At 58.7% G+C, this 17,929-nt stretch carries 20 protein-coding genes and 1 pseudogene; 19 read left to right on the top strand and 2 right to left on the bottom strand.

Translation table 11 applies throughout. The annotated features are described in order from the left end of the window. The first annotated feature begins 25 nt into the window (after positions 1-25). From ACN9M1_RS26655 to ACN9M1_RS26575, 17 genes are all read left to right on the top strand, one after another. A complete protein-coding gene (locus tag ACN9M1_RS26655) occupies positions 26-1,129 on the top strand; it encodes an Ig-like domain-containing protein (RefSeq protein WP_426400912.1) in 1,104 nt (367 codons plus the stop codon). Positions 1,130-1,131: 2 nt separating this feature from the next. Further along, on the top strand, positions 1,132-2,145 hold the full coding sequence (locus tag ACN9M1_RS26650) for a hypothetical protein (RefSeq protein ID WP_426400911.1): 1,014 nt from the start codon (positions 1,132-1,134) through the stop codon (positions 2,143-2,145). Positions 2,146-2,286: 141 nt separating this feature from the next. Then, positions 2,287-2,538 carry a multiubiquitin domain-containing protein gene (locus ACN9M1_RS26645; protein ID WP_426400910.1) on the top strand — a complete coding sequence of 84 codons (252 nt, stop codon included), beginning with the start codon at positions 2,287-2,289 and terminating at the stop codon, positions 2,536-2,538. A gap of 7 nt (positions 2,539-2,545) precedes the next feature. Next, complete coding sequence (locus ACN9M1_RS26640) at positions 2,546-2,953, top strand: E2/UBC family protein (RefSeq protein WP_426400909.1); 408 nt, start codon at positions 2,546-2,548, stop codon at positions 2,951-2,953. Beyond that, the gene (locus ACN9M1_RS26635) at positions 2,950-4,395 is read left to right on the top strand and encodes a ThiF family adenylyltransferase (RefSeq protein WP_426400908.1); all 1,446 of its coding nucleotides are present in this window, start codon (positions 2,950-2,952) and stop codon (positions 4,393-4,395) included. The genes ACN9M1_RS26640 and ACN9M1_RS26635 overlap by 4 nt, the downstream gene beginning before the upstream one ends. Continuing rightward, positions 4,382-4,804: a DUF6527 family protein gene (locus ACN9M1_RS26630; RefSeq protein WP_426400907.1), complete on the top strand. Its 423-nt coding sequence runs from the start codon at positions 4,382-4,384 to the stop codon at positions 4,802-4,804. The genes ACN9M1_RS26635 and ACN9M1_RS26630 overlap by 14 nt, the downstream gene beginning before the upstream one ends. A 134-nt stretch (positions 4,805-4,938) precedes the next feature. After that, a complete protein-coding gene (locus tag ACN9M1_RS26625) occupies positions 4,939-5,184 on the top strand; it encodes a hypothetical protein (protein ID WP_426400906.1) in 246 nt (81 codons plus the stop codon). A 1,433-nt stretch (positions 5,185-6,617) separates the two neighbouring features. Continuing rightward, positions 6,618-8,099, top strand: a complete 1,482-nt coding sequence (locus ACN9M1_RS26620; RefSeq protein WP_426400905.1) for a hypothetical protein — start codon at positions 6,618-6,620, stop codon at positions 8,097-8,099. Between the two features lie 186 nt (positions 8,100-8,285). Then, positions 8,286-8,876, top strand: a complete 591-nt coding sequence (locus ACN9M1_RS26615) for a BLF1 family deaminating toxin (protein WP_426400941.1) — start codon at positions 8,286-8,288, stop codon at positions 8,874-8,876. A gap of 164 nt (positions 8,877-9,040) precedes the next feature. Next, positions 9,041-10,612 (top strand): GH25 family lysozyme, encoded by a 1,572-nt coding sequence (locus tag ACN9M1_RS26610; RefSeq protein ID WP_426400904.1) that lies wholly within the window; start codon positions 9,041-9,043, stop codon positions 10,610-10,612. A gap of 152 nt (positions 10,613-10,764) precedes the next feature. Beyond that, the gene (locus tag ACN9M1_RS26605; protein WP_426400903.1) at positions 10,765-11,223 is read left to right on the top strand and encodes a hypothetical protein; all 459 of its coding nucleotides are present in this window, start codon (positions 10,765-10,767) and stop codon (positions 11,221-11,223) included. A 1,770-nt stretch (positions 11,224-12,993) separates the two neighbouring features. Next, positions 12,994-13,230: a hypothetical protein gene (locus ACN9M1_RS26600; protein ID WP_426400902.1), complete on the top strand. Its 237-nt coding sequence runs from the start codon at positions 12,994-12,996 to the stop codon at positions 13,228-13,230. 72 nt (positions 13,231-13,302) lie between these two features. Next, positions 13,303-13,497 (top strand): YqaE/Pmp3 family membrane protein, encoded by a 195-nt coding sequence (locus ACN9M1_RS26595; protein ID WP_426400901.1) that lies wholly within the window; start codon positions 13,303-13,305, stop codon positions 13,495-13,497. A gap of 29 nt (positions 13,498-13,526) precedes the next feature. Next, a complete protein-coding gene (locus ACN9M1_RS26590; protein WP_426400900.1) occupies positions 13,527-13,841 on the top strand; it encodes a hypothetical protein in 315 nt (104 codons plus the stop codon). Further along, positions 13,838-14,113, top strand: a complete 276-nt coding sequence (locus ACN9M1_RS26585) for a hypothetical protein (protein WP_426400899.1) — start codon at positions 13,838-13,840, stop codon at positions 14,111-14,113. The genes ACN9M1_RS26590 and ACN9M1_RS26585 overlap by 4 nt, the downstream gene beginning before the upstream one ends. A 142-nt stretch (positions 14,114-14,255) precedes the next feature. Further along, positions 14,256-14,489, top strand: a complete 234-nt coding sequence (locus ACN9M1_RS26580; RefSeq protein ID WP_426400898.1) for a hypothetical protein — start codon at positions 14,256-14,258, stop codon at positions 14,487-14,489. Between the two features lie 49 nt (positions 14,490-14,538). Continuing rightward, entirely contained in the window at positions 14,539-14,712 is a 174-nt protein-coding gene (locus tag ACN9M1_RS26575; RefSeq protein WP_426400897.1) for a hypothetical protein, read from the top strand. A gap of 121 nt (positions 14,713-14,833) precedes the next feature. On the opposite strand, the gene ACN9M1_RS26570 is transcribed toward ACN9M1_RS26575, so the two are convergent. Both ACN9M1_RS26570 and tnpC read right to left on the bottom strand, forming a co-directional pair. After that, positions 14,834-15,088 carry a hypothetical protein gene (locus ACN9M1_RS26570; protein ID WP_426400896.1) on the bottom strand — a complete coding sequence of 85 codons (255 nt, stop codon included), beginning with the start codon at positions 15,086-15,088 and terminating at the stop codon, positions 14,834-14,836. Positions 15,089-16,175: 1,087 nt separating this feature from the next. Continuing rightward, positions 16,176-17,036: pseudogene (gene tnpC / locus ACN9M1_RS26565) on the bottom strand (IS66 family transposase); the annotation flags it as partial. 90 nt (positions 17,037-17,126) lie between these two features. Here tnpC and tnpA point away from each other — a divergent pair. Both tnpA and tnpB read left to right on the top strand, forming a co-directional pair. After that, positions 17,127-17,594 carry an IS66-like element accessory protein TnpA gene (tnpA, locus tag ACN9M1_RS26560; RefSeq protein ID WP_426396463.1) on the top strand — a complete coding sequence of 156 codons (468 nt, stop codon included), beginning with the start codon at positions 17,127-17,129 and terminating at the stop codon, positions 17,592-17,594. After that, positions 17,570-17,920, top strand: coding sequence for an IS66 family insertion sequence element accessory protein TnpB (gene tnpB, locus ACN9M1_RS26555; RefSeq protein ID WP_426396465.1), 351 nt, complete (start codon positions 17,570-17,572; stop codon positions 17,918-17,920). Before tnpA ends, tnpB begins: the two co-directional genes overlap by 25 nt. Positions 17,921-17,929 lie beyond the last annotated feature (9 nt).

Below are 17,929 nucleotides of genomic sequence, written 5' to 3'. Positions count from 1 at the left end.
GATGAAAAAATAAAATAATGCTGCGATGAAAAAACTCATCATTGGGTTGGCTTTCTTATTTGTTGCGCAAAACGTCGTTTTTGCATGGAATCCGGGTGATCCTGATACCCAGGATATGGCGATGCAAAAGTGCCTAGCGTATATCCCGACGGCGATTCAGGCCCAGCAACCCGGGTATTTCAAGCAACTGACGCCCGCTGATGCTGCGTGCGAGGTGCACGACGCTGGACCACAGCACTATGGCGCGATATGGCTGACGATTTTGAAGTCGCCGTATTACGCTTTTTCGTATTGGCACTATGCCTCATCCAATATCGAACTGAGTTGGGTGCTGCCAGCTCCGGATCCCGCTGATGGCCCGATTCCCGCTACTGCTTTGGGAGCGATCATTCCGAGCAAAATCAGAGGAGTGAGTACCGTTCACTACTCGACTGCTACCGTGAAGGCTGTTGTGAAATCGAGTTCGGGTGCGGCCGTTGCTGGCGCGCAGGTTTTGATTTCGGTCGACGTGACGCCGTTGTCGGGCTATCACAATCACACATCCGCGGCTCGCCCAAAAGGGATCTTGAGTACAGACACCACCCCCATTTCGTTCCAGAAGATCCAGATTCCAGGAACGACCGATGCGAACGGGGAATTCAAGTTCTACTTCACCGCGTCGGATTTCGCCGCAGAACACAAGATCACGGCGTCCTGTACGGATCAGTCCTGCAACCAACAGGGAAAGAGTGCGGTGGTGGTGCGAATTCCGGGCTTGGCACCGCTTCCCGACAATGCTCAGCTCTATACCCTAAGAGGGGCCAGCGCGACGCATCAATCGAACCACAATTTCACGCCTGCTGCGCAAAGCGCACTGGTGGAACTCGCGACACGGTTCCGAGACCAGAACGGCGGAACGCTGCTACTGGTCAACGACGGAAGTCTTCCGTTGGGCGGACTCTACGACTTCACGAACAACTGGGCGAACCCACATAAGGCTCACCGGCGCGGCGTCGTTGTGGACATCAACAACTTTACAGCCAGGAATACCGCGTTCGAAAACCTGTGCAAGGACTTGGGTATCTTCCCGTCATGGGAAGGAGGTAGCCATCCGCACTATCACTTGTGGCTTATCGGGCAGGATGCTTAATCATGAAAAAACATATTGGGGTGTTGTCGTTCTTTGTGGTTGTTGGCGTTTTGACTCACGGGCGAGCCGCGCTCGCGCAGGAGAGCATTACTCGTGATTCAGCGACGGGCGACTATACGATTTCGTACTATGTGTCCGACGACAACGGAAACCAGATGCTTCGGCAGACGGTGTTTGTGCCAAGCACGAAGGTCCGCCCTGCCATCCGTTCGGAATTTGAGGCAAAGCATGACGGTAGCGTTGTGTACCGATATGTGCTCAAGAACGGCGCGAACGCACCACAGGCCATCCAAGTCTTCACGCTTGATCCGGTTACGGGCGTCAAGACACAGGTGGCTGCCTCTGGCCGACGTGCCGTCCGTGGCGAAATCTCGACGCCGCAGCCTTGGACTGTTTTGGCTGTTGGTAAGAATGATGACTCCGTTCGGATCGTATGGAGGTATCCAAGCGCTGGCGGAATTTGGCCAATGCAGGCACAGCCTGGGTTCGGCCTTGAGAGCACCGGCCTGCCTGGAATCGTCGCTGCGGGCGTGGCGGGTAACGCTCCGAATTTTGCAGGCTTGGGCGAGAACGGATTCGACCCCGAATCCACACTTGGTCAGCAACTGCAGAATCTGGTCATGCATGACTATGTCGATGTTTGGGTAGCTGCCCCGACAATCCCGTTGTCGACGCCAGTTAATGCTGCTGCTGTGCTGGCCCAATTGAGGTCGCAGATCGCAAGCTGGCCCGCCCAGAAGCTCATTGACCCGAGCGTCGCCGCGGCTGTTGATTCGCAACTTCAGGCAGCGCTTGCCGCCCTCGCGCAGGGGAATTCACAGCAGGCGATCCAAGCTCTCAGAACTGCGCGTCAGACCGTCTCTTCATCGCAACGTGAAGTTCAAGACGATGACGAAGGACCGGTCGAAGAGCGGCGAAAGGGGTACGGGAAGAAGTCCAGTGCACTTGCCGCGCGGGTTCTGCAGTTTGACCTTCGTTTCGTCCTACACAACCTTGCGGGGAATGGCGACATCTGAGACCGCGTAGCGGGGCCAGTGGTGGCGCCCGGGTGCGTCGCCAGCCGATAGCAAGAATCCCGGCGCGGCTGTGGTCAAGCCATTGGTCCCATGCATGCATCCCCACGCTTGGTGCAGCCTGCTCGAACGGGAGAAGAAATCATGACTCAGCCAAACAACCCGGGAAACAAGCCGGAATTGTTCGTCGACAACGAGCCCTACCAGTGGCCTCAGGACAGCATTACGGGAGCAAAAATTCGGGAACTGGCATCCCTACCAGCCGACGTTAAGCTGTTTATGAAGGTGCCTGGCCAGCCCGACAAAGAGATAGCCGACGGCGACATCATCCAGCTGGACAAACACGGGGCCCCAAAGAGGTTCTCGTCCCAAGCCGTCGGTTCACAGGCGGGGTAATTGGCGTATGGCACTCCTACTAGACGAGGACTACGAGGAGCTGCGGGATGCCGGCATTGTCATAGACGAAGACGCGACTACCCGTCTCTTGGTCTTCAAAAACTTCCCCTTACCGAACGGCATGTACACCGTGCCGCACGCTGACATCTTGGTAGTCATTCCAGCCAACTACAACCAAGGTGGCAACGATATGTTCTGGACCTTTCCTCGGTTGGTCAAGCGCGATAGCCAGGGCATCATTAATACGAACAACTCTGGGGATTCCGACAACCGAACCTACCAAGGTCGAGAGTTTTGTCGTTGGTCTAGACATTGGTTTGATAACTCGCCGAGCAGATGGCGCCCCGGCAGAGACAACGCGATGAGCATCTACAGGCGCGTTGACGATGCTCTCAAGAACCCCCACCGGCAATGAATGCTTCTCGTCTCTGCGTGTTAGCGTCGCTGGAGCAGCAACTGCGCGAATTCCTACCTACGCACCCCCTTGGCCATGAGCGCGCAGCGGCGGTGCTGTTTCGCCGCCTGTCGGTGGAAGTTCCCGGCTTGCCCAACTCGGACCGGTACATCGCTGCGGAGGTCCATCCATTTCCCGAGGAATGGGTCGTCAGCAGTTCGTCTACACACGTCCGGTACGAGTTGCACCACCTGAGGGAACTCTTCCGCCGCTGCGAAGAAGAAGGGCTAGTGTTCGGGTTCGCACACAGTCATCCAGCCGGGGCGGCAGCCTTTTCCACCCAAGACGATGAGAACGAGCAGACCCTCGTCACCGCCATCTCGAACCGCAATGGTCCGGAAGTACATATGGTGGCGATGGTGCTATGCGACGGGCAGTGGCTCTCGCGTATCCATCAGAAGGGCTCTCAGCCGATTGACGTAAGGCATGTGGCGGTCGTCGGAGACCGCATTGCCCTCCATGCCTACACCCGGTCAAAATCCCCCCTGACAGACGACGTGACATCACGCCAAGAAGCAGCCTTCGGCCGGCCCTTTGTCGACATGCTGCGCTCCCTCCGTGTGGGCGTTGTTGGATGCAGTGGCACAGGAAGTCCTACAGCGACCCTTCTGGCACGCGCCGGTGTAGGGGAGTTAATCCTTGTCGACAAGGACCGATTGGAAGACAGCAACCTCAATCGCGTTCGAGGTTTCAAGCGCAAGGATGTTGGCGAACACAAGGCAAAGGTCTTGCAGCAATACATCCATGACCTCGGTCTGTCGGTAGCCGTCGCTGCCTATGAAACACTGGCCGACGGTGACCCTGCGACCCTTGACGCGCTGTCAAGCTGTGACGTCGTCTTCGGCTGCACAGACGATGAGATCGGGCGCGAGGCACTCAACACGGCGTGCTACTTTTATGCACTGCCCTACATTGACATTGGACTTGGTGGCGTTGTCGCCCCAGATGCCGAAGGAAACGCCAAGCTGCGCAGCCACTTCGGTCGGCTGAGCGTAGTGCTACCCGAGGCGGGGGAGTGTCTCTTCTGCCAGGGGGTCATCAGCGAGCGAGGCATCGCGAGAGAAAACGCACTGCGACAAGAACCAGAACTAACCGAAGATCAACTCAAAGAGCGCTACCTTGATGGAGGCGGGGAACAAGCACCCGGAGTGGGCCCATTCACCAATGCGGTAGCTGATTTCGCCGCAGCGACACTCTTCGACTTGCTGCGGCCATATCGTCGATATCCTCCAGAACTACGGCGAGACCTGTTGAACGTGGATTTCGTGAATCTCGAATTCAGAAGCCCGGGATACAAGCAGGACGCTGACTGCGAGTATTGCAGCAAGCACACATTTCTTCTGAAGAAGACAAAGTACCGGTTGGGTAGACCTGCACTGGGGCAAGCCAATGTCTATCTTTAAGCGCTTTGCGGTTTGGCTCGCTGAAATCACATCCTTTCATGGTCAGCGAGAGGCGAGCCGTGGTAATCGACAGCAGCGCCCCAAGCAGCAAAAGCCTCGCCCCCCGAAGCCGCTGCCGCCGCCAACTTATCATCGTCTGCACACAGTTCCAAAGCCTCCTCAATCGGCCGAGATTTCCCCTGACGCCCTTGTTGTCGTGGCGCCTAACGATACGCCAAAATGGGTCATGTTCAGATGCCCATGTCCGTGCAGCGAACTCATTACTCTCTCCCTTCAGAAAGTACATAAACCGCATTGGAGTCTGCAGACGACTGGCGACGGGCGGGGTACGTTGTATCCGTCAGTCTGGAGAACGCAAGGATGCAGAAGCCATTTCTGGATTAAGGACGGTCGCGTTTTTTGGTGCTAATCCGTTTCACGATTACGCCGCCCTTCGTCTCGTTAAGCTGGTCCAGATCGCTACCGACGGTCATGAATCAACTTATGACTACAAGGCCGAGCTCGCTGCCGAAGTCGACGCCATGAAGGCACGGTGTGGCAAGGTTGGTTGAGCGCGCACTGCCGCTTGCGCGAGGTGCGGACGAAGACGGTGCAGTCTGGATCAGTCTGTGCGCTGCCGAAGGGGCCGATGTTCCGGCCGCGCCGGTGGGGTTTCATCGGGCCGATTCGGAGGATGCGCTGCAGCTGCACTTCGGTGCCGCGGCCGACACAGTGGCGCAATGTCTCTCCCGAAGCAATATCGCGAAGCACTACAACGAACATCGCGCGGCGCTGAAGGGTTCACGCTAAATCATGTGCCCTCTGGGCGGGGTTGCCCCGGTCAACGCGCCTTACTGCAGAGTGCGAGAGCGGTGCGTGGGGTGCGCACAGCCAACGCTATGCAGCCCCTGCCTCCAAATTGCAACGCGGTCTTTTTCGTCTACGCTAACGCGTTGCCGTTTGTGCCTTCATGGCGCTGACCGGACAGACGAAGCGCATGTCCGAATCCGAACCACTGGAAAATCATGAAGAAGTCCGCCCTGATTACCGCACGCCGTGGTGGTCCACCGGGCTGTGGACAGCCGCTGGCGCGGCCCGTGTGGATAGCCTGATGGACAACCTGATGGACAGACTGCGCCTGCCCACAGGTTGCCCACGAGGCTATGGTGCTCGCCGGTACTGGCGTCGGCCAAGGTGGCGCGATCGAGCGTGGACGCACCGGGATGCCCCGGGCCACACATCGACCACGAAAACGTCTTTGGCGGCTGGGTCGGCAACTTCAACCAAACGCGGTGGACCGGCCCGGAGAATTCAGTGCCATGCCCGGAATCCAGCGCTGCCGTCGCTACATCGGTGAAGACGTGGCCGCCGTTCAGGTCGTTTTATAGATCGGCTCGGCCAAAAGAATTAATTATTGACGGATTTATTCCAAGACGACCAGCTATTTTGCAAAGTCAGTTTGTGAATTGAGGTCCATTTGTAGTGCGGAACCAATCGGGCATACCCTTCCCCCACCGTTGTAGGGTTACGCAGTTGCTCATTGGCCGAGTATGGTTTGTCATCGGTTGATGCTGATGTTAGCAAAGCCTGTATTGGATAATGGCGAAAGGTTTTGTTCATCGCAACTCCGGAATCTCAAAAAAATTCATTTTCTGCCGGATTATCTCCTGGGGGGAGTTCAATGGCACGGAAATTCTTTGGATCGCCTGCGGTTGAAATTCGCCGAGGTCGCCTCCTCGCGCATGCGGGGGACATCAACCTGCACTATCGATGGGCAAACGTTGCCCCTGCCGTGCTGTGTACGTTCACATAAAGCGTAGTTGCGCGTGACGTTGCGCTGATCAACAAGCGCTGGCCATCTGAGCGAAATTGACGGAATAAACGTAGGCGGGGTAATGCCGAAGGCATTGTCACGTGGATTGGGTTTCGCATCCAAGTGCATTGAGTATTGATTCTCCGAGGTCGCTCCCTGCAGAGTGGCGGCCTGCACGTCAACAAGGCAATTCAAATTGCAATGGAGGTCACGCCGTACGCAGTTGCCAAATAGAAAATGACCGTCGAAAACGCATCGGCTTTCGCTAACTGCTTTGAGCTTGGCTAATCAACTTGGCCAGGATTTTAGCAGGCGCTGGCATGAAATGCCCTTTCATGTCGATTCCGCTCATGCCGAGAACTATCTTCAGTCGTTTTTGCAAGATTTCAGGAAATACATGGTTTCCCGACGTATCTAACAGGACCAGCTCATGCCATCGACCATTCCGTACGATCCCGCGCTCGCTCTGGGCAACATTGTCAGCCCCCAACGTCTCGACGTTCTCGAAAAGATCGCAGCCGCGCAAGCGCCCGCTGATTCGGCTGAAGACACCCTCAATTCGCTGATTGCAACCAAGCGATCCCTGGACATGACCATCCAGGAAATGATCAACATGGGCGCCGACCCGGCCGATGTCATCACGGCCAGCGACGATACTGGCAAGCAAATTTCAGCGGCAGCTTCGGCGTTCGCCAAAGCCAAGATTCAGTCCCTCAAGGATACCCAGCCGCTCAAGGCAACGATCCGGAGCATCAACGACTCCATCGAAAGCCCGCTTGACTACAATCGCACCGCCATCAAGAAGATGCCCCTGTCGGCAGATTCGATGCGCATGAACGTGCAGTACTTTGCCGTCGACCAGAACGCCCAGAATTCCAATACGCATGCGGCCACCATCAGCGCATTCGTGAGCGATCAGGTGAGCTATTTCGGCGACGATTTCTCATCGCAAGCCAGCTCCTCGGCGTCGTCGCAGGTGAACAGCCAGATGGCCAATCACAGCATCGCCGGCACGCTGGTCATCTCGGTCACCTGTACGCACAAGGACGCGGTGCTGCTTGCCCCGTTCATCCTCGACGTGGACAAAGCCATCCGTGTCTGGAATCAGGTCCACTCCGACGCGATGATCAAGACGGACTCGATCTCGAACGTTGCCACGATCGCAAGCCAGGCGGATACCCCCGACGAAAAATCCATCACGATCCTGTCGGGCGCTACTTATGGTTCATGCTTCATCGGCATGGTGCACGTCCTCAACACCACCGACACGACCAGCAGCGAAGTGATGTACTCCTTTGCCGACAAGCTGCAGGAACAGTTCAAGGTCTCCGGCTGGTTTGCCGACGTCCAAGGCGGGTTCGGCGTTGATAGCAGTTTCTCGCAGGACGCGAAGAATCTGCTCAGCACTCAGAACATCACCTCGCACTGTTCGCTCGTCACGATGGGTTCAATCCCGTCGATCAAGTCGAACCAGGTGGCAATGGGCGTGAAGGGTTTCAGCGATGACGACGGCGCCAAGTCCATGGCCGCACTAATGAAGCTGCAAAACGCGACGGCTCAGGCGCAGGACTCCGTTGACGCATCCGCGCAGGCGGCGCGCACCGGGGCGCAGATGGTGACTCTGCAGAACTCGCGAATCCAGGCCACGTTGAGCGGCCTGGCGAACATTGACAGCCAGCAGAACAAGATCATCGACACCAACTCTGTGATGGACGCGCTGGACGACTACGTCCAGAAGGCGCTGGCGGGCAACATCGGCGTGCCCGTCAACTACTACCTCAAGCCCATCACCCGTTCGCAGTTGGCTGAGATGTGGATGGCCAAGTACTACCCGGGCAAGTTTCTGGCAATCGACGGCGACGACTCCGATCCCGTTAAGCCCAGCCCCGCTCCCGGCCCCGCCACGCACTGATCGGCACAGCCGCGATTGCCGTGACACAGGCCAGGCTGCCAGAGCGCAACCTGGCCCTGATGACCCCGTCCGACGAGGCCGGACAGCGTTGCGAGGCACGCTTTGTGGCGCCCGCCGCCCGGCTTCGATTACCTCCATACGAACAGGAACCTTGATATGCCGCTCCAAGATGATCTTCGTGCCGCGATGACCGGTGGCGCCGACCAGACGGTTGAGTTTGATGCCGCGCTCAATGGTAGATATCCGGGCTTGCTGGACGTGTATCTGCACGCAACGCAAACCGGTTTCAGAATCGACCTGGATGCTTCCGGAGAAGCCGCCACCATCCTCTGGCTGCCCTGGAAACAGGGGGAGCTGACCGCCCTGCGGCCTGACTCGATTGCAAGAGCGGCCGCAGGAACGCTGTTCTTCACGTATGACCTTTCTGGCTGCAAGCTGTTTTCCATTCTCGGTGGGCCGGTATTCCACATCGACGCACTCGTGAGTGCAGAAGACACGTGGCAGCAGATTTCCGGTGACGAATGGGTGGAGGAGAACTGGGAACCCGGAAGCCAGCAACAGGTGACCTATGTCCATCGTGGTGGTCAAGACGCCGGGCTTTGGGACCTTTCTGCCTACCTCGTCAGCGACAGCCCGCCGAGCACCTACGGCAACGGCAACGTGGGCAGCGCAATCGTCGGTGGCGTCGTGAATGCCAACCAGCAACTCGACCTGTACATGAGGGCCTCCCCCTGGGCGTCGCTCACATATGCGAGTCAGACCTACAAGTCCAAATAGAAGCGGAAGCAAAGGCTCAAGCGCGGGATGTCGCTGAACCGCGGCGTTGCCTGATGGATGTCCGTCATCGCCTAATCAAGCCAACGCATTGCATTCTGCCAAGCTACGGGTGCCGCTGTTTAGTGGTCCCCTGTGGCCTGGCAGGAGTGATGCACACGAGTGCCATGCCCGAACAACAGCAGACCGCCGACAGGCTACCTGCATTCCGCGCATCGGAAGCTGCGTGGATTGCAAAGATGCTGACCGCCACCGAAATGCTGCCACAGCGGCTGGCGAGCTTCTTGCAAACCGAGTACTTCAATGAAGCGGCCGGGCGCGCGTTGATCCTGCAGCCCGGTCGTGCGTTCGGCTACTTCTACTTGAGAACGCAGATTTACGCGCAGCCCGAGAGACTCGCCGCCGAACTCAAGGGGCTTCTGGACATGTGCGTGCTGCTGGCGCGGCTGCGGGAACACCGGCTGATCTATGTGTTCCGTACGGAGCCGGCGGTCTTGCACGACATGATTTACGTCAGTGACCTGTTCCAAGACCCCAAGCCGAGCACGGCGCACGTGGTGCTGAACAAGCGCGGTGATTTCACATTCGAGCCCGACACGATCCAGAGCGATGCGGGCGACGTCATCTATCGTGGTGTCAGACTCGATGGTGCCGTATTCGATCTTGTGCACGACTGCGTCAACGGCATGCTTTGCATTCCGGACGATTGCCGTCGGGATCTATCCAAACTGATTATTGCGCCTGCGCCGACACCGGCAACGGAGCTCGGCGCAACTTCGAACGCAGCTGATCGCCCATCCGCAACGCCGGCAACGGATCTGAACTCGAAAGGCCCAGCCGGCATCGCCGCTTGGGTTCAGCGATACAAGACTCATGCGGCGGCAACCCTGCTGACCCTCTCCGGCGCAACCGGATCGGTGTATTGGTGGCACAGCCCAGCACATGAAGCAAAACCTTCCCCGAGCATCGGAGCGGCGCCACACGCCATCGCTGGTGACCCACCAACGGTTGCCTCGGCATCGGCCCCGAGCGCGCCGTCACTGACTGCTCCGGTGGCGAGCGCGGCATCGGTACCCCGGCCTGCGTTTTCCATCGTGGGCCTGGATATCTCCAAATGGAACGGCGAGAGTGGAGCTGAAGTCCTGGAATCCAAAGGGATCGCGTTCGCGTTCGCCCGCGCCAGCTACGGTATGACGATCGACCCCAGCTTCAAGACGAACTGGCGACGCATGGCCGATCGCGGGTTGGTTCGCGGCGCCTATCATTTCTTCACGTTGCAACTTGACCCAGAGACGCAGGCTGATACCGCGATCAGCGCAATCGGCAAGTTCGGGGCGAATGACCTATGCCCCGCCGTGGACTTCGAAGAGGCCAGCCTTCCTAGCCGAGCTGCGAAAGTCCCCGTTCAACAAGTCCAGCAGGCTCTTCTAAAGGTCCTGGCGGCCTTCGAACGCAAGGCCGACTGCACGCCCATTCTGTACACGAACGCTGCCATGGGTAACGCGTATCTCGCGGACGAGGCCTTCAGCAGATATCCCCTGTGGATTGCCGACTGGGAATCCACAAGCGCGCCTGTCGTACCGACCGTGTGGAAGCAGCAGGGATATAGGTTCTGGCAGCGATCCGCACGGTACTCATTCTCGGCCGAACCGAATGTAGAGACCGACTTCGACGCATTCGTCGGCGACATGCAAGCGTTGCTCGCCATGCGCAGGTTTGCAGGTGCGCAGGCTCGCTAATCTGTGCGCACCCTTTGGGCTCGGCCACGTCGGCCCCATGCACGTGATTCACGCATTCGACTCTCCAGCGACGGAGTTTCTCGAGTAACGGCTACACCAGCGAGCGCTGGCCGTGGCCGCAATACCTACCTCACCTGTAAAAGGAGCGCACCATGCCCAGAAGCTTTTCGCCAATTCTCGATATCGGCACGACGGCCAACGACATCAACCAAAACCTCGACCAGAACTGCTACTACTGCTCGGTGGCCGCGTTGAGCAACCAGACGGCCTCGCAGTTCTTCCAGCGCGCGGAGATCATGCAACAGGACACCGCCACGTTGGATGAGATCCAAGCTCTGTTTGCCGCAGGCGGTGTGCAGAACGTGGCTGTTCGGGCATACAACGATGATGCAACGTTCCGGGGCGATTTCTTGAATCCGATGCCGAACAACTCAGGTGTGGGCATTGCCTATACGCGTGCGAACAACACGGGGCACATGGTTGTTCTGGCGAAGGATATCAACGGCGTGGTGAAGTGCGTGGACTATCAGCAGAATCCACCCGCTGTCGCGGATTTTCCGCCGGAAGCGAACATCACGACAGTGAATGTGTTCTATATCAATGACAATTGAGCTTTGATGTCGAAGAGCGAAATAACTGCGAATTCGAACGGATCAGCTGAAAATGACAGGCTCGGAGGTGCGGACACATAGTCACAGTCGAGCGGCGGCGCGGGACGGTACACGCCGCGATAATCACAGGTATGGCAATGTTATCCGAAACAACACAGACCAATACTGACGCCAACAGCCTGACCACGGGAGAACCGGACAATCGCCAGGCAAGCAAGCATGACTGGTTCCGCTTGCGTGCCAGATCCTTCTCTTTTCGGTGGGCGGCCGTGTCCGCCGTTCTTTGGCTCACCGCTTGGAACAAGGGTGGCTTTCTGTTGTCAGGAATCCCGCTGATCGTCGCGGCGGCCGCGTCGAGTTGCGCGGCTGTCGGCTTTTACGTCGCTCACCGAACTCTTAACAAATAGCGGCTACTGGAACGATCAACGAAGGTGCGGCGCCGCAGGCGTCGGGTAACAGTATAGAACTCCATCCCGACATGACCCGGCTATCCCTAGTTGTTGAAGATCGCAAACTCCGGTAGCCATGATCACGAAACCTGCTAGCGGGGTACACGAAATGCGCTAGCGTAGCCATCGTGTGGAGGTGCATTGATATTCCCAACTGAAGCGGGTGGTTCTGCGGCGGCCAATATAGTCCAGAAGCTTTGCCGTATTGCAAGCCTTGCTGAGGGCCACAAGTGAGAGTCGTTCATGAGCGACTTGAGGGATTGAGCAGCTTTCTAACACGCGGGTGAGCCAAACGGCTCGCCAGTAAGGTGACTCCACCTTGATGGAGTTGACGAAAAAAACATCGAGGCAGTACCAAAGATCTGCATCCGATGTGTGCTGAGTCTCCCACGGCTAAGCCTGCGAGGATGTCTGGGTTGGTGCGCGCCTGCCTCGCCGCTGCCTTTCATTCGCGTTAGCGTGTGTCGTGATGCAGCGCATGAAGACCCGAAACGCTACGAACTATCTGCACCATCACCACGGACGCCCCTGTTGCGCCGTGGTTCGTTTCGCATCCAGTGATTGATCGGGAGCTTTTGAACGCGTCGTTCGATGCGGTTGTTGAGCAGCAAGGCCAATGCGCGCACGCGGATGAGCGTGCCTTCAGGTCCGCAGCCATGGTCGATCGGGCAGATGCTTCAGACGCACTGCAGCTGCACTTCGGCGTTGTCCCGGATATGGGGCTCAGTGCCTGTCCAGGAGCAACATCGTTGCGCACTACCGACAGCAGGGTGCGGCGTCCAGGAGCACCGGTTGACCGGCCGCATCTGCATCGGCGCATGATGATCGCGCTGTGATTCGCGTACGCCCGCGGTGACGTCAGTTAGCTTGGTGTGACCGTCATAACGGCGCCCGCCTCCAAATCCCACGGCTACTTTGACCAGCGCCGTAAGTTGCAAGCCGGTTTTTTTCGCCTACGCTAGCGTCTCGCCGCCGGCGACTGCGCGGGCGGTGCTCTCACCAAGTCATATGGCGATCGCGTCCTGAGTCGGCCGGCTGCCGGTGTTCATCACCATCACCTAGAGGTCCGGCAGCGCAGCGGAACCACCATATCGCCGGTGCAGCGTGCGATGCCGAACGGTCGGAATGGTGCGTTGGCTACCGAAGGATTTTCAGGAGAAGGCCCCCCAGGGCTCAAGCGCAATACCCGCGTCCACGGCGCGCCTGCGCCCGAGTGAGGTGCCCGATGCTAGACATCCGAGCGTTCACTTTCTACCTTTAGGAAGTCGTCCTGCCGTAAGAGCAGGACCGCGGTGGGGAGACCTATCCTTGGGGGAATCCTGTGAACACGATCATTGTGAAAGCCAAGCATGGCGCCGTTGAGGTTCGTACCACGCGCCGATCGGACAATCGTTGGGAGGGCGCGTACCGCGTTCTCGTGGATGGCGGTTCGGCGACCGAGTGGCAATGCGCTGGCGTGCCGGAAGGATTCGTGACCGAAGGGATGGCGCTGAGCGCGGCCATCCTGCTGGGCCGGATGTCGGCCGACGCGGCTGCCGGCCAAACGGCGCACGCCTAACCAATTCGCTTTCCGCGCGTAAGTGCGCCCGCGCCGGCCGGTCGCCGGCCCCATCGTGACTATGAGGCCCCGATGCGTCTGTTGCTTGCCTTGATTTTGCCGTGGCTGCAGTTCTTCACCATTGGCCGCCCGTTCGCCGGCATCGTGTGCCTGCTGTTGCAACTCACGCTGATCGGCTGGATTCCCGCGGCGATCTGGTCGGTGTATGCCCTGAGCCAGTACAAGACGGATCAGAAGATCCAGCGCGCGTTGGCCGCACGGCGCTAAAGCTGACCACACCGAACATCGGAGTATCGATGTCCATCCGTACCGTATTGAAGGCCGCGATTCCCCTTGGGGCCGCGATGGTCGGACTCTTGACCGTCGCAGAGCGTCTGTACCTGGTCAACGGCGCGCAATACCCGCGGTTCCTGGCAAGAGATGTGGGGGCGGTCGGTTTCGAAGATCTGGACGCACTGCGTGCTGCCTCGTGCGGTGGTGAACCGGTGGAGGTCTACCCGAAGACCGGCTATTGGGTCCTGCGTTGCGGTGTGGCGTATTTTGAGGGACACACCTTCATCAGCCACGCCGACCCGTTTGCTCAGACCACTCGACGAGGTGCACAGCTATGACCTCACACCCGAAACTCCGCATGGTGCCGCTTGCGCTGGTCTGCGTCGTCATCGTTGCGATGATTGCCTGGCTGATCTATCAGCAGCGCCAGGACGAGCGTGCTGTGGCCAACCTGCATGCGCTTGAACAGCGCTTGGCAGCCCGTACGAAACCGATCCATGCGATGCCCTTCAAGGGGGAAGGGCTCTATACCTGCACCAGCAAGAATGGCTGGATCTACACGGCGCCCACGGAATCCGAGTTGCGCCGTCCCTGCGGGTCCCAGTTATAGTCCTGGCGCCGCCCCGCGCTGGGTCAGTCACAAGTGTTGAAACTGTATATTTGTACAGCAGTGTGCCTCCAACGCTAGCAGCACCGGACGCAGTTGGAATGCGTCGCACGCTCGGCCAGCCACGGTCGACAAGGAGGCGGCGATGGATCACTGGACGCAGGTTTCGCCCTACGGTTGGGAGCTCCTGAGCGGGTGGGCCATCGCCTTGCTGTATGTGCTTGGCCAGTCTGGCTACATGCTGTCGCGCGAAGCCACCATCCATGGGCCCCTTGAGTCGCTTTGGGATGCCAAGGCCCGCCACGCAATGCTGGCCCCTGCTTTTTCCGCTAGCGAGGTCGAGACGCCTGAGTTGGCCGAAGCCGAGCTATGCGATTGAACGGCGGGGGTGGGTGGGGTGCGGGGGTTATTGTGTATCGGTGCCTGCCATGAAGAATCCGGAACGGAAGAACTATCCCGCGCTCACCCAGGCGGAGATTCGTGCCCTCTACCAGGAGAGCCCGACGCGTCCCATGCGTCGCCTGGTGTGGGATATCTACTGCTTGCACACCGTCATCAAGACCGCCGGCGCGGTTGTGCGCGCGCGCCGGATGCAGGATTAACTGATCCCGGTGGGTTCGACTATGTGTTGGGCGAGTTGGCCGAAGGTGTTGCGCGACAAGTGCTACGTGCACGAGAACCTGCCGTCGCTCCATCACATCACGTGCACGATGGGGAAACGACCTAGCCGCCCTTGATCGCCTGGCGGTAAGCTGCCGCCAGATCGCGACTGCCGGACGCATCGAACAGGGTGACAGTCAGGTAAGGGGTCTTCAGGCCCTTTGGTGCCACCGTGGCGCGCAAGTACAGCTGGATGTTCGCCACGACGTGGCCGGGCGGCGGGATGCCGTTGGCCTGCAAGTTGGCGGCAAGCACATCCGCTGTGCGGTTGTTCTGCGCGAATGCGACGCCGCTCCAATCGTCGTCGGAGGCGCTCATCGTGGTCTCCCGGTCTTTGGTAAGCGCTCGAAAATGAACGTCTTGAGGCTGCTTATAAAAACGAAAAGGGGGCGACGCCCGGCCAGGCGCGCCCCCTACGATTTGCCTCGGTTGTGACCGCACCTAAGGTCGCGCTATCAACCGTCGTTGGCCCTCCGACAGCTTTTGATGGGTGCAACCGTAAGCAGGCTGATTTGTACAACAACGTCCCGCAACTGGCGAGCAACATGCACGCACGTTTCGGTGGAGCCCCCGACAGCCGCTAGTAGTGTGTCCCCTCATCGTCGCTGCCCCCAAAGTCATCTTCCGAGTCGGTTTGCGCATACTTCAGAAGCTCGCCAGCCATCTTTGTAGAAACTTCGGCGCCAGCGTCCCTTAGCTCTTGCTGAAATATTCGAGCGCTAGGGCCTGCGCTGTCTCTCTTGGAGCCCAAAACGTGGCTGCTTGGAATCCGACTGGTTGTTCGTGCTGAAAATTGTGACACTTGTCCAGCGACCTTAGAATCAGGATCAAGCTCCAAGCCAAATCCGGAACGTATCCCGATCGTTCTTACAAGTGCCGGGCTATCAGGTGACGCAGTACGGGCATACTTCTTTGCGATCTCGCGATGAGATGTAAAGTAGTTATATCCGGATGCCCGCTCCCTGAATGCCGGATCGACCTCATGCCGATTTTCCACGCCTTGAGTGGCACCTGAACGCTTATTGCGTGTGTCAAAACCAGAGGCCTGGATATTTACTTTGCTTGCTTGCGAAGTACCGTGCCATAGCACCGTGTCACGGTAGACCTGTTTGGAAAGAGATTGAAGCTCTGGAGACGTGTTGGAGCGAGCTCGCCGACCTTGTGATGTCGAAGGCTGCTCCTGATTTGTTGAAGAGTGTTCGTAAGAATAGTGCGCTGGACTTGCACCGCCTGTCTTTGAAACGCATCCGCCCATGGCTTGGTTCTCCAAAAATAACCTACAGGCTATACAACACACATAAGCGTCGTCCCCTCATACGCGAAGACTAGTAGTGCATCGCGAAACTTGTTGAGAATCTCGGTGAGCTCGCTGGTAAGAATGTCTGTTGCAGAACGCCAAGACCAACTAACTCGCGATTGACGGCTTGAACCTCCAAGGCAGCAAGGCCTCGTAATCGTCAGCAGCCTGCGCTTTGGGCAGAAGTTTGAGCGCAGCAACGAGATACCGATACGGATCTACGCCGTTGGCCTTGGCGGTCTCCACCAGCGAGTACAGGTTGGCCGAGGCGTTAGCGCCCGCCACGGTATCGCAGAACAGCCAGTTGCGGCGCCCGACGACGAACGGCCGGATGGCGTTCTCGCATGGGTTGTTCGAGATCGGCCAAGCGCCGTTCTCGACGTAGCGTGTCAGTTTGGGCCATTGCCCATGCAGGTAGTGCAAGGCCTTGCCGAACAGGCTTTGTGGCAGCACGGTGTGCAGGTGCTGCAGGAGCAACGCCTCAAGCTCGCCCAGCACCGGCCGACTTTGTGCTGCACGAACCTGCTGCCGCTGCTGTGCTGTCATGTCCTTCGTTTGGGTCTCGATGCCGAACAGCTTGCCGATACGCTCGATGAACCTGGCCACGGGATGCTCGGCGCGCTTGGCCTTGGGCAACGCCTCTTCTGCCTCGATCAGGTAACGCCGTGCGTGCGCCCAGCACCCAAGGTGCACGAGTTCGTATCGGCGGGCGATGTCGTCATACGGTGCGTATCCGTCCGTCATCAGAGCCGAGCCCGATCGAATGCCGGCGTACAAGGTGGCGGCCTGGGCCGTGCTGCGTGTCGGGCTATAGGTGAACAGCCGTACGGGTGGCCCCAAGCCATTCATCTGCGCCCACAGGACGCTCTTGCTTTGTGCGGCTCGCCCGGGTTCCTTGAGGACCTGAACCGGCGTCTCATCGCCATACACGACCTCGGCATCGAGCAGGTGGTCGCGCAGCAGGTTGATCGTAAGGCGTCAATTATTGACGCCCTGGCGTCGCGCTGAGGGTTCACAGATGCTACGTGTCCATGTTGATGAACGTGGACAGGTGCACACATGGACGAAAGGGAAGAGAGTTTGCAGGATCGCCTCGTCATCGGCCGCAAGCGAGATGGCCGGCGGCAGTATGACGAGGTGGCTAAAGAGGAACTGATACAAGCCTGCTTAAAGCCAGGAGCTTCTATCGCCCGCACGGCAATGAAGTATGGCGTCAATCCGAATCTCGTGAGGACATGGATAGCAGCACACCAGCGCAAGCATCGCTGCACTACGGCGGTTGTCGACGAGCAGGAAGGCGGCGCCGACACCATTGAGTTGCCGCCCTCACGAGATGCATTTGTTCCCGTTGTCGCCGAGCCGGCATCGCTGGCAGGCCGACCGCCCAGCGTCGGCATGGCAATCGCCTTGCACGTGCGTTTGCCCAATGGAGTCGAGTTCGAATTAGGCGAAGCCAATCTCGATGAACTGGCCACGATCGTCCAGATGCTGGGGAGGCTGCCGTGTTCCGGTTCGACGACGGCCTGAAGGTCTTCCTGCATCGCGAGCCCGTCGACTTCCGGCTTGGCATCAACGGCCTGTCGATCCTGGTCGAGCAGGCGATGGCGCTCAATCCGATGGCCCAAGCCTTGTACGTGTTCGGCAATCGCCGGCGCGACCGCATCAAGATTCTCGGCTGGGGCGGCAACGGCTTCTGGATGTTGCTCAAACGATTGGAGGCCGACCGGTTCATCTGGCCCGACACGTCCGACATCGTCAAACTGAGCGTCGAGCAACTGCACTGGTTGCTCGACGGCATCGATATCGCCGTGGTCAAGAAGCATCCGCAGCGTTTCTACGCACGCGCAAGCTGAACCGCACCT

This window comes from Ralstonia sp. R-29 (assembly GCF_049913345.1).
GTDB lineage: Bacteria > Pseudomonadota > Gammaproteobacteria > Burkholderiales > Burkholderiaceae > Ralstonia.
The sequence above is the reverse complement of the archived record's forward strand: the minus strand, read 5'-3'. Positions and strand labels throughout refer to the sequence as shown.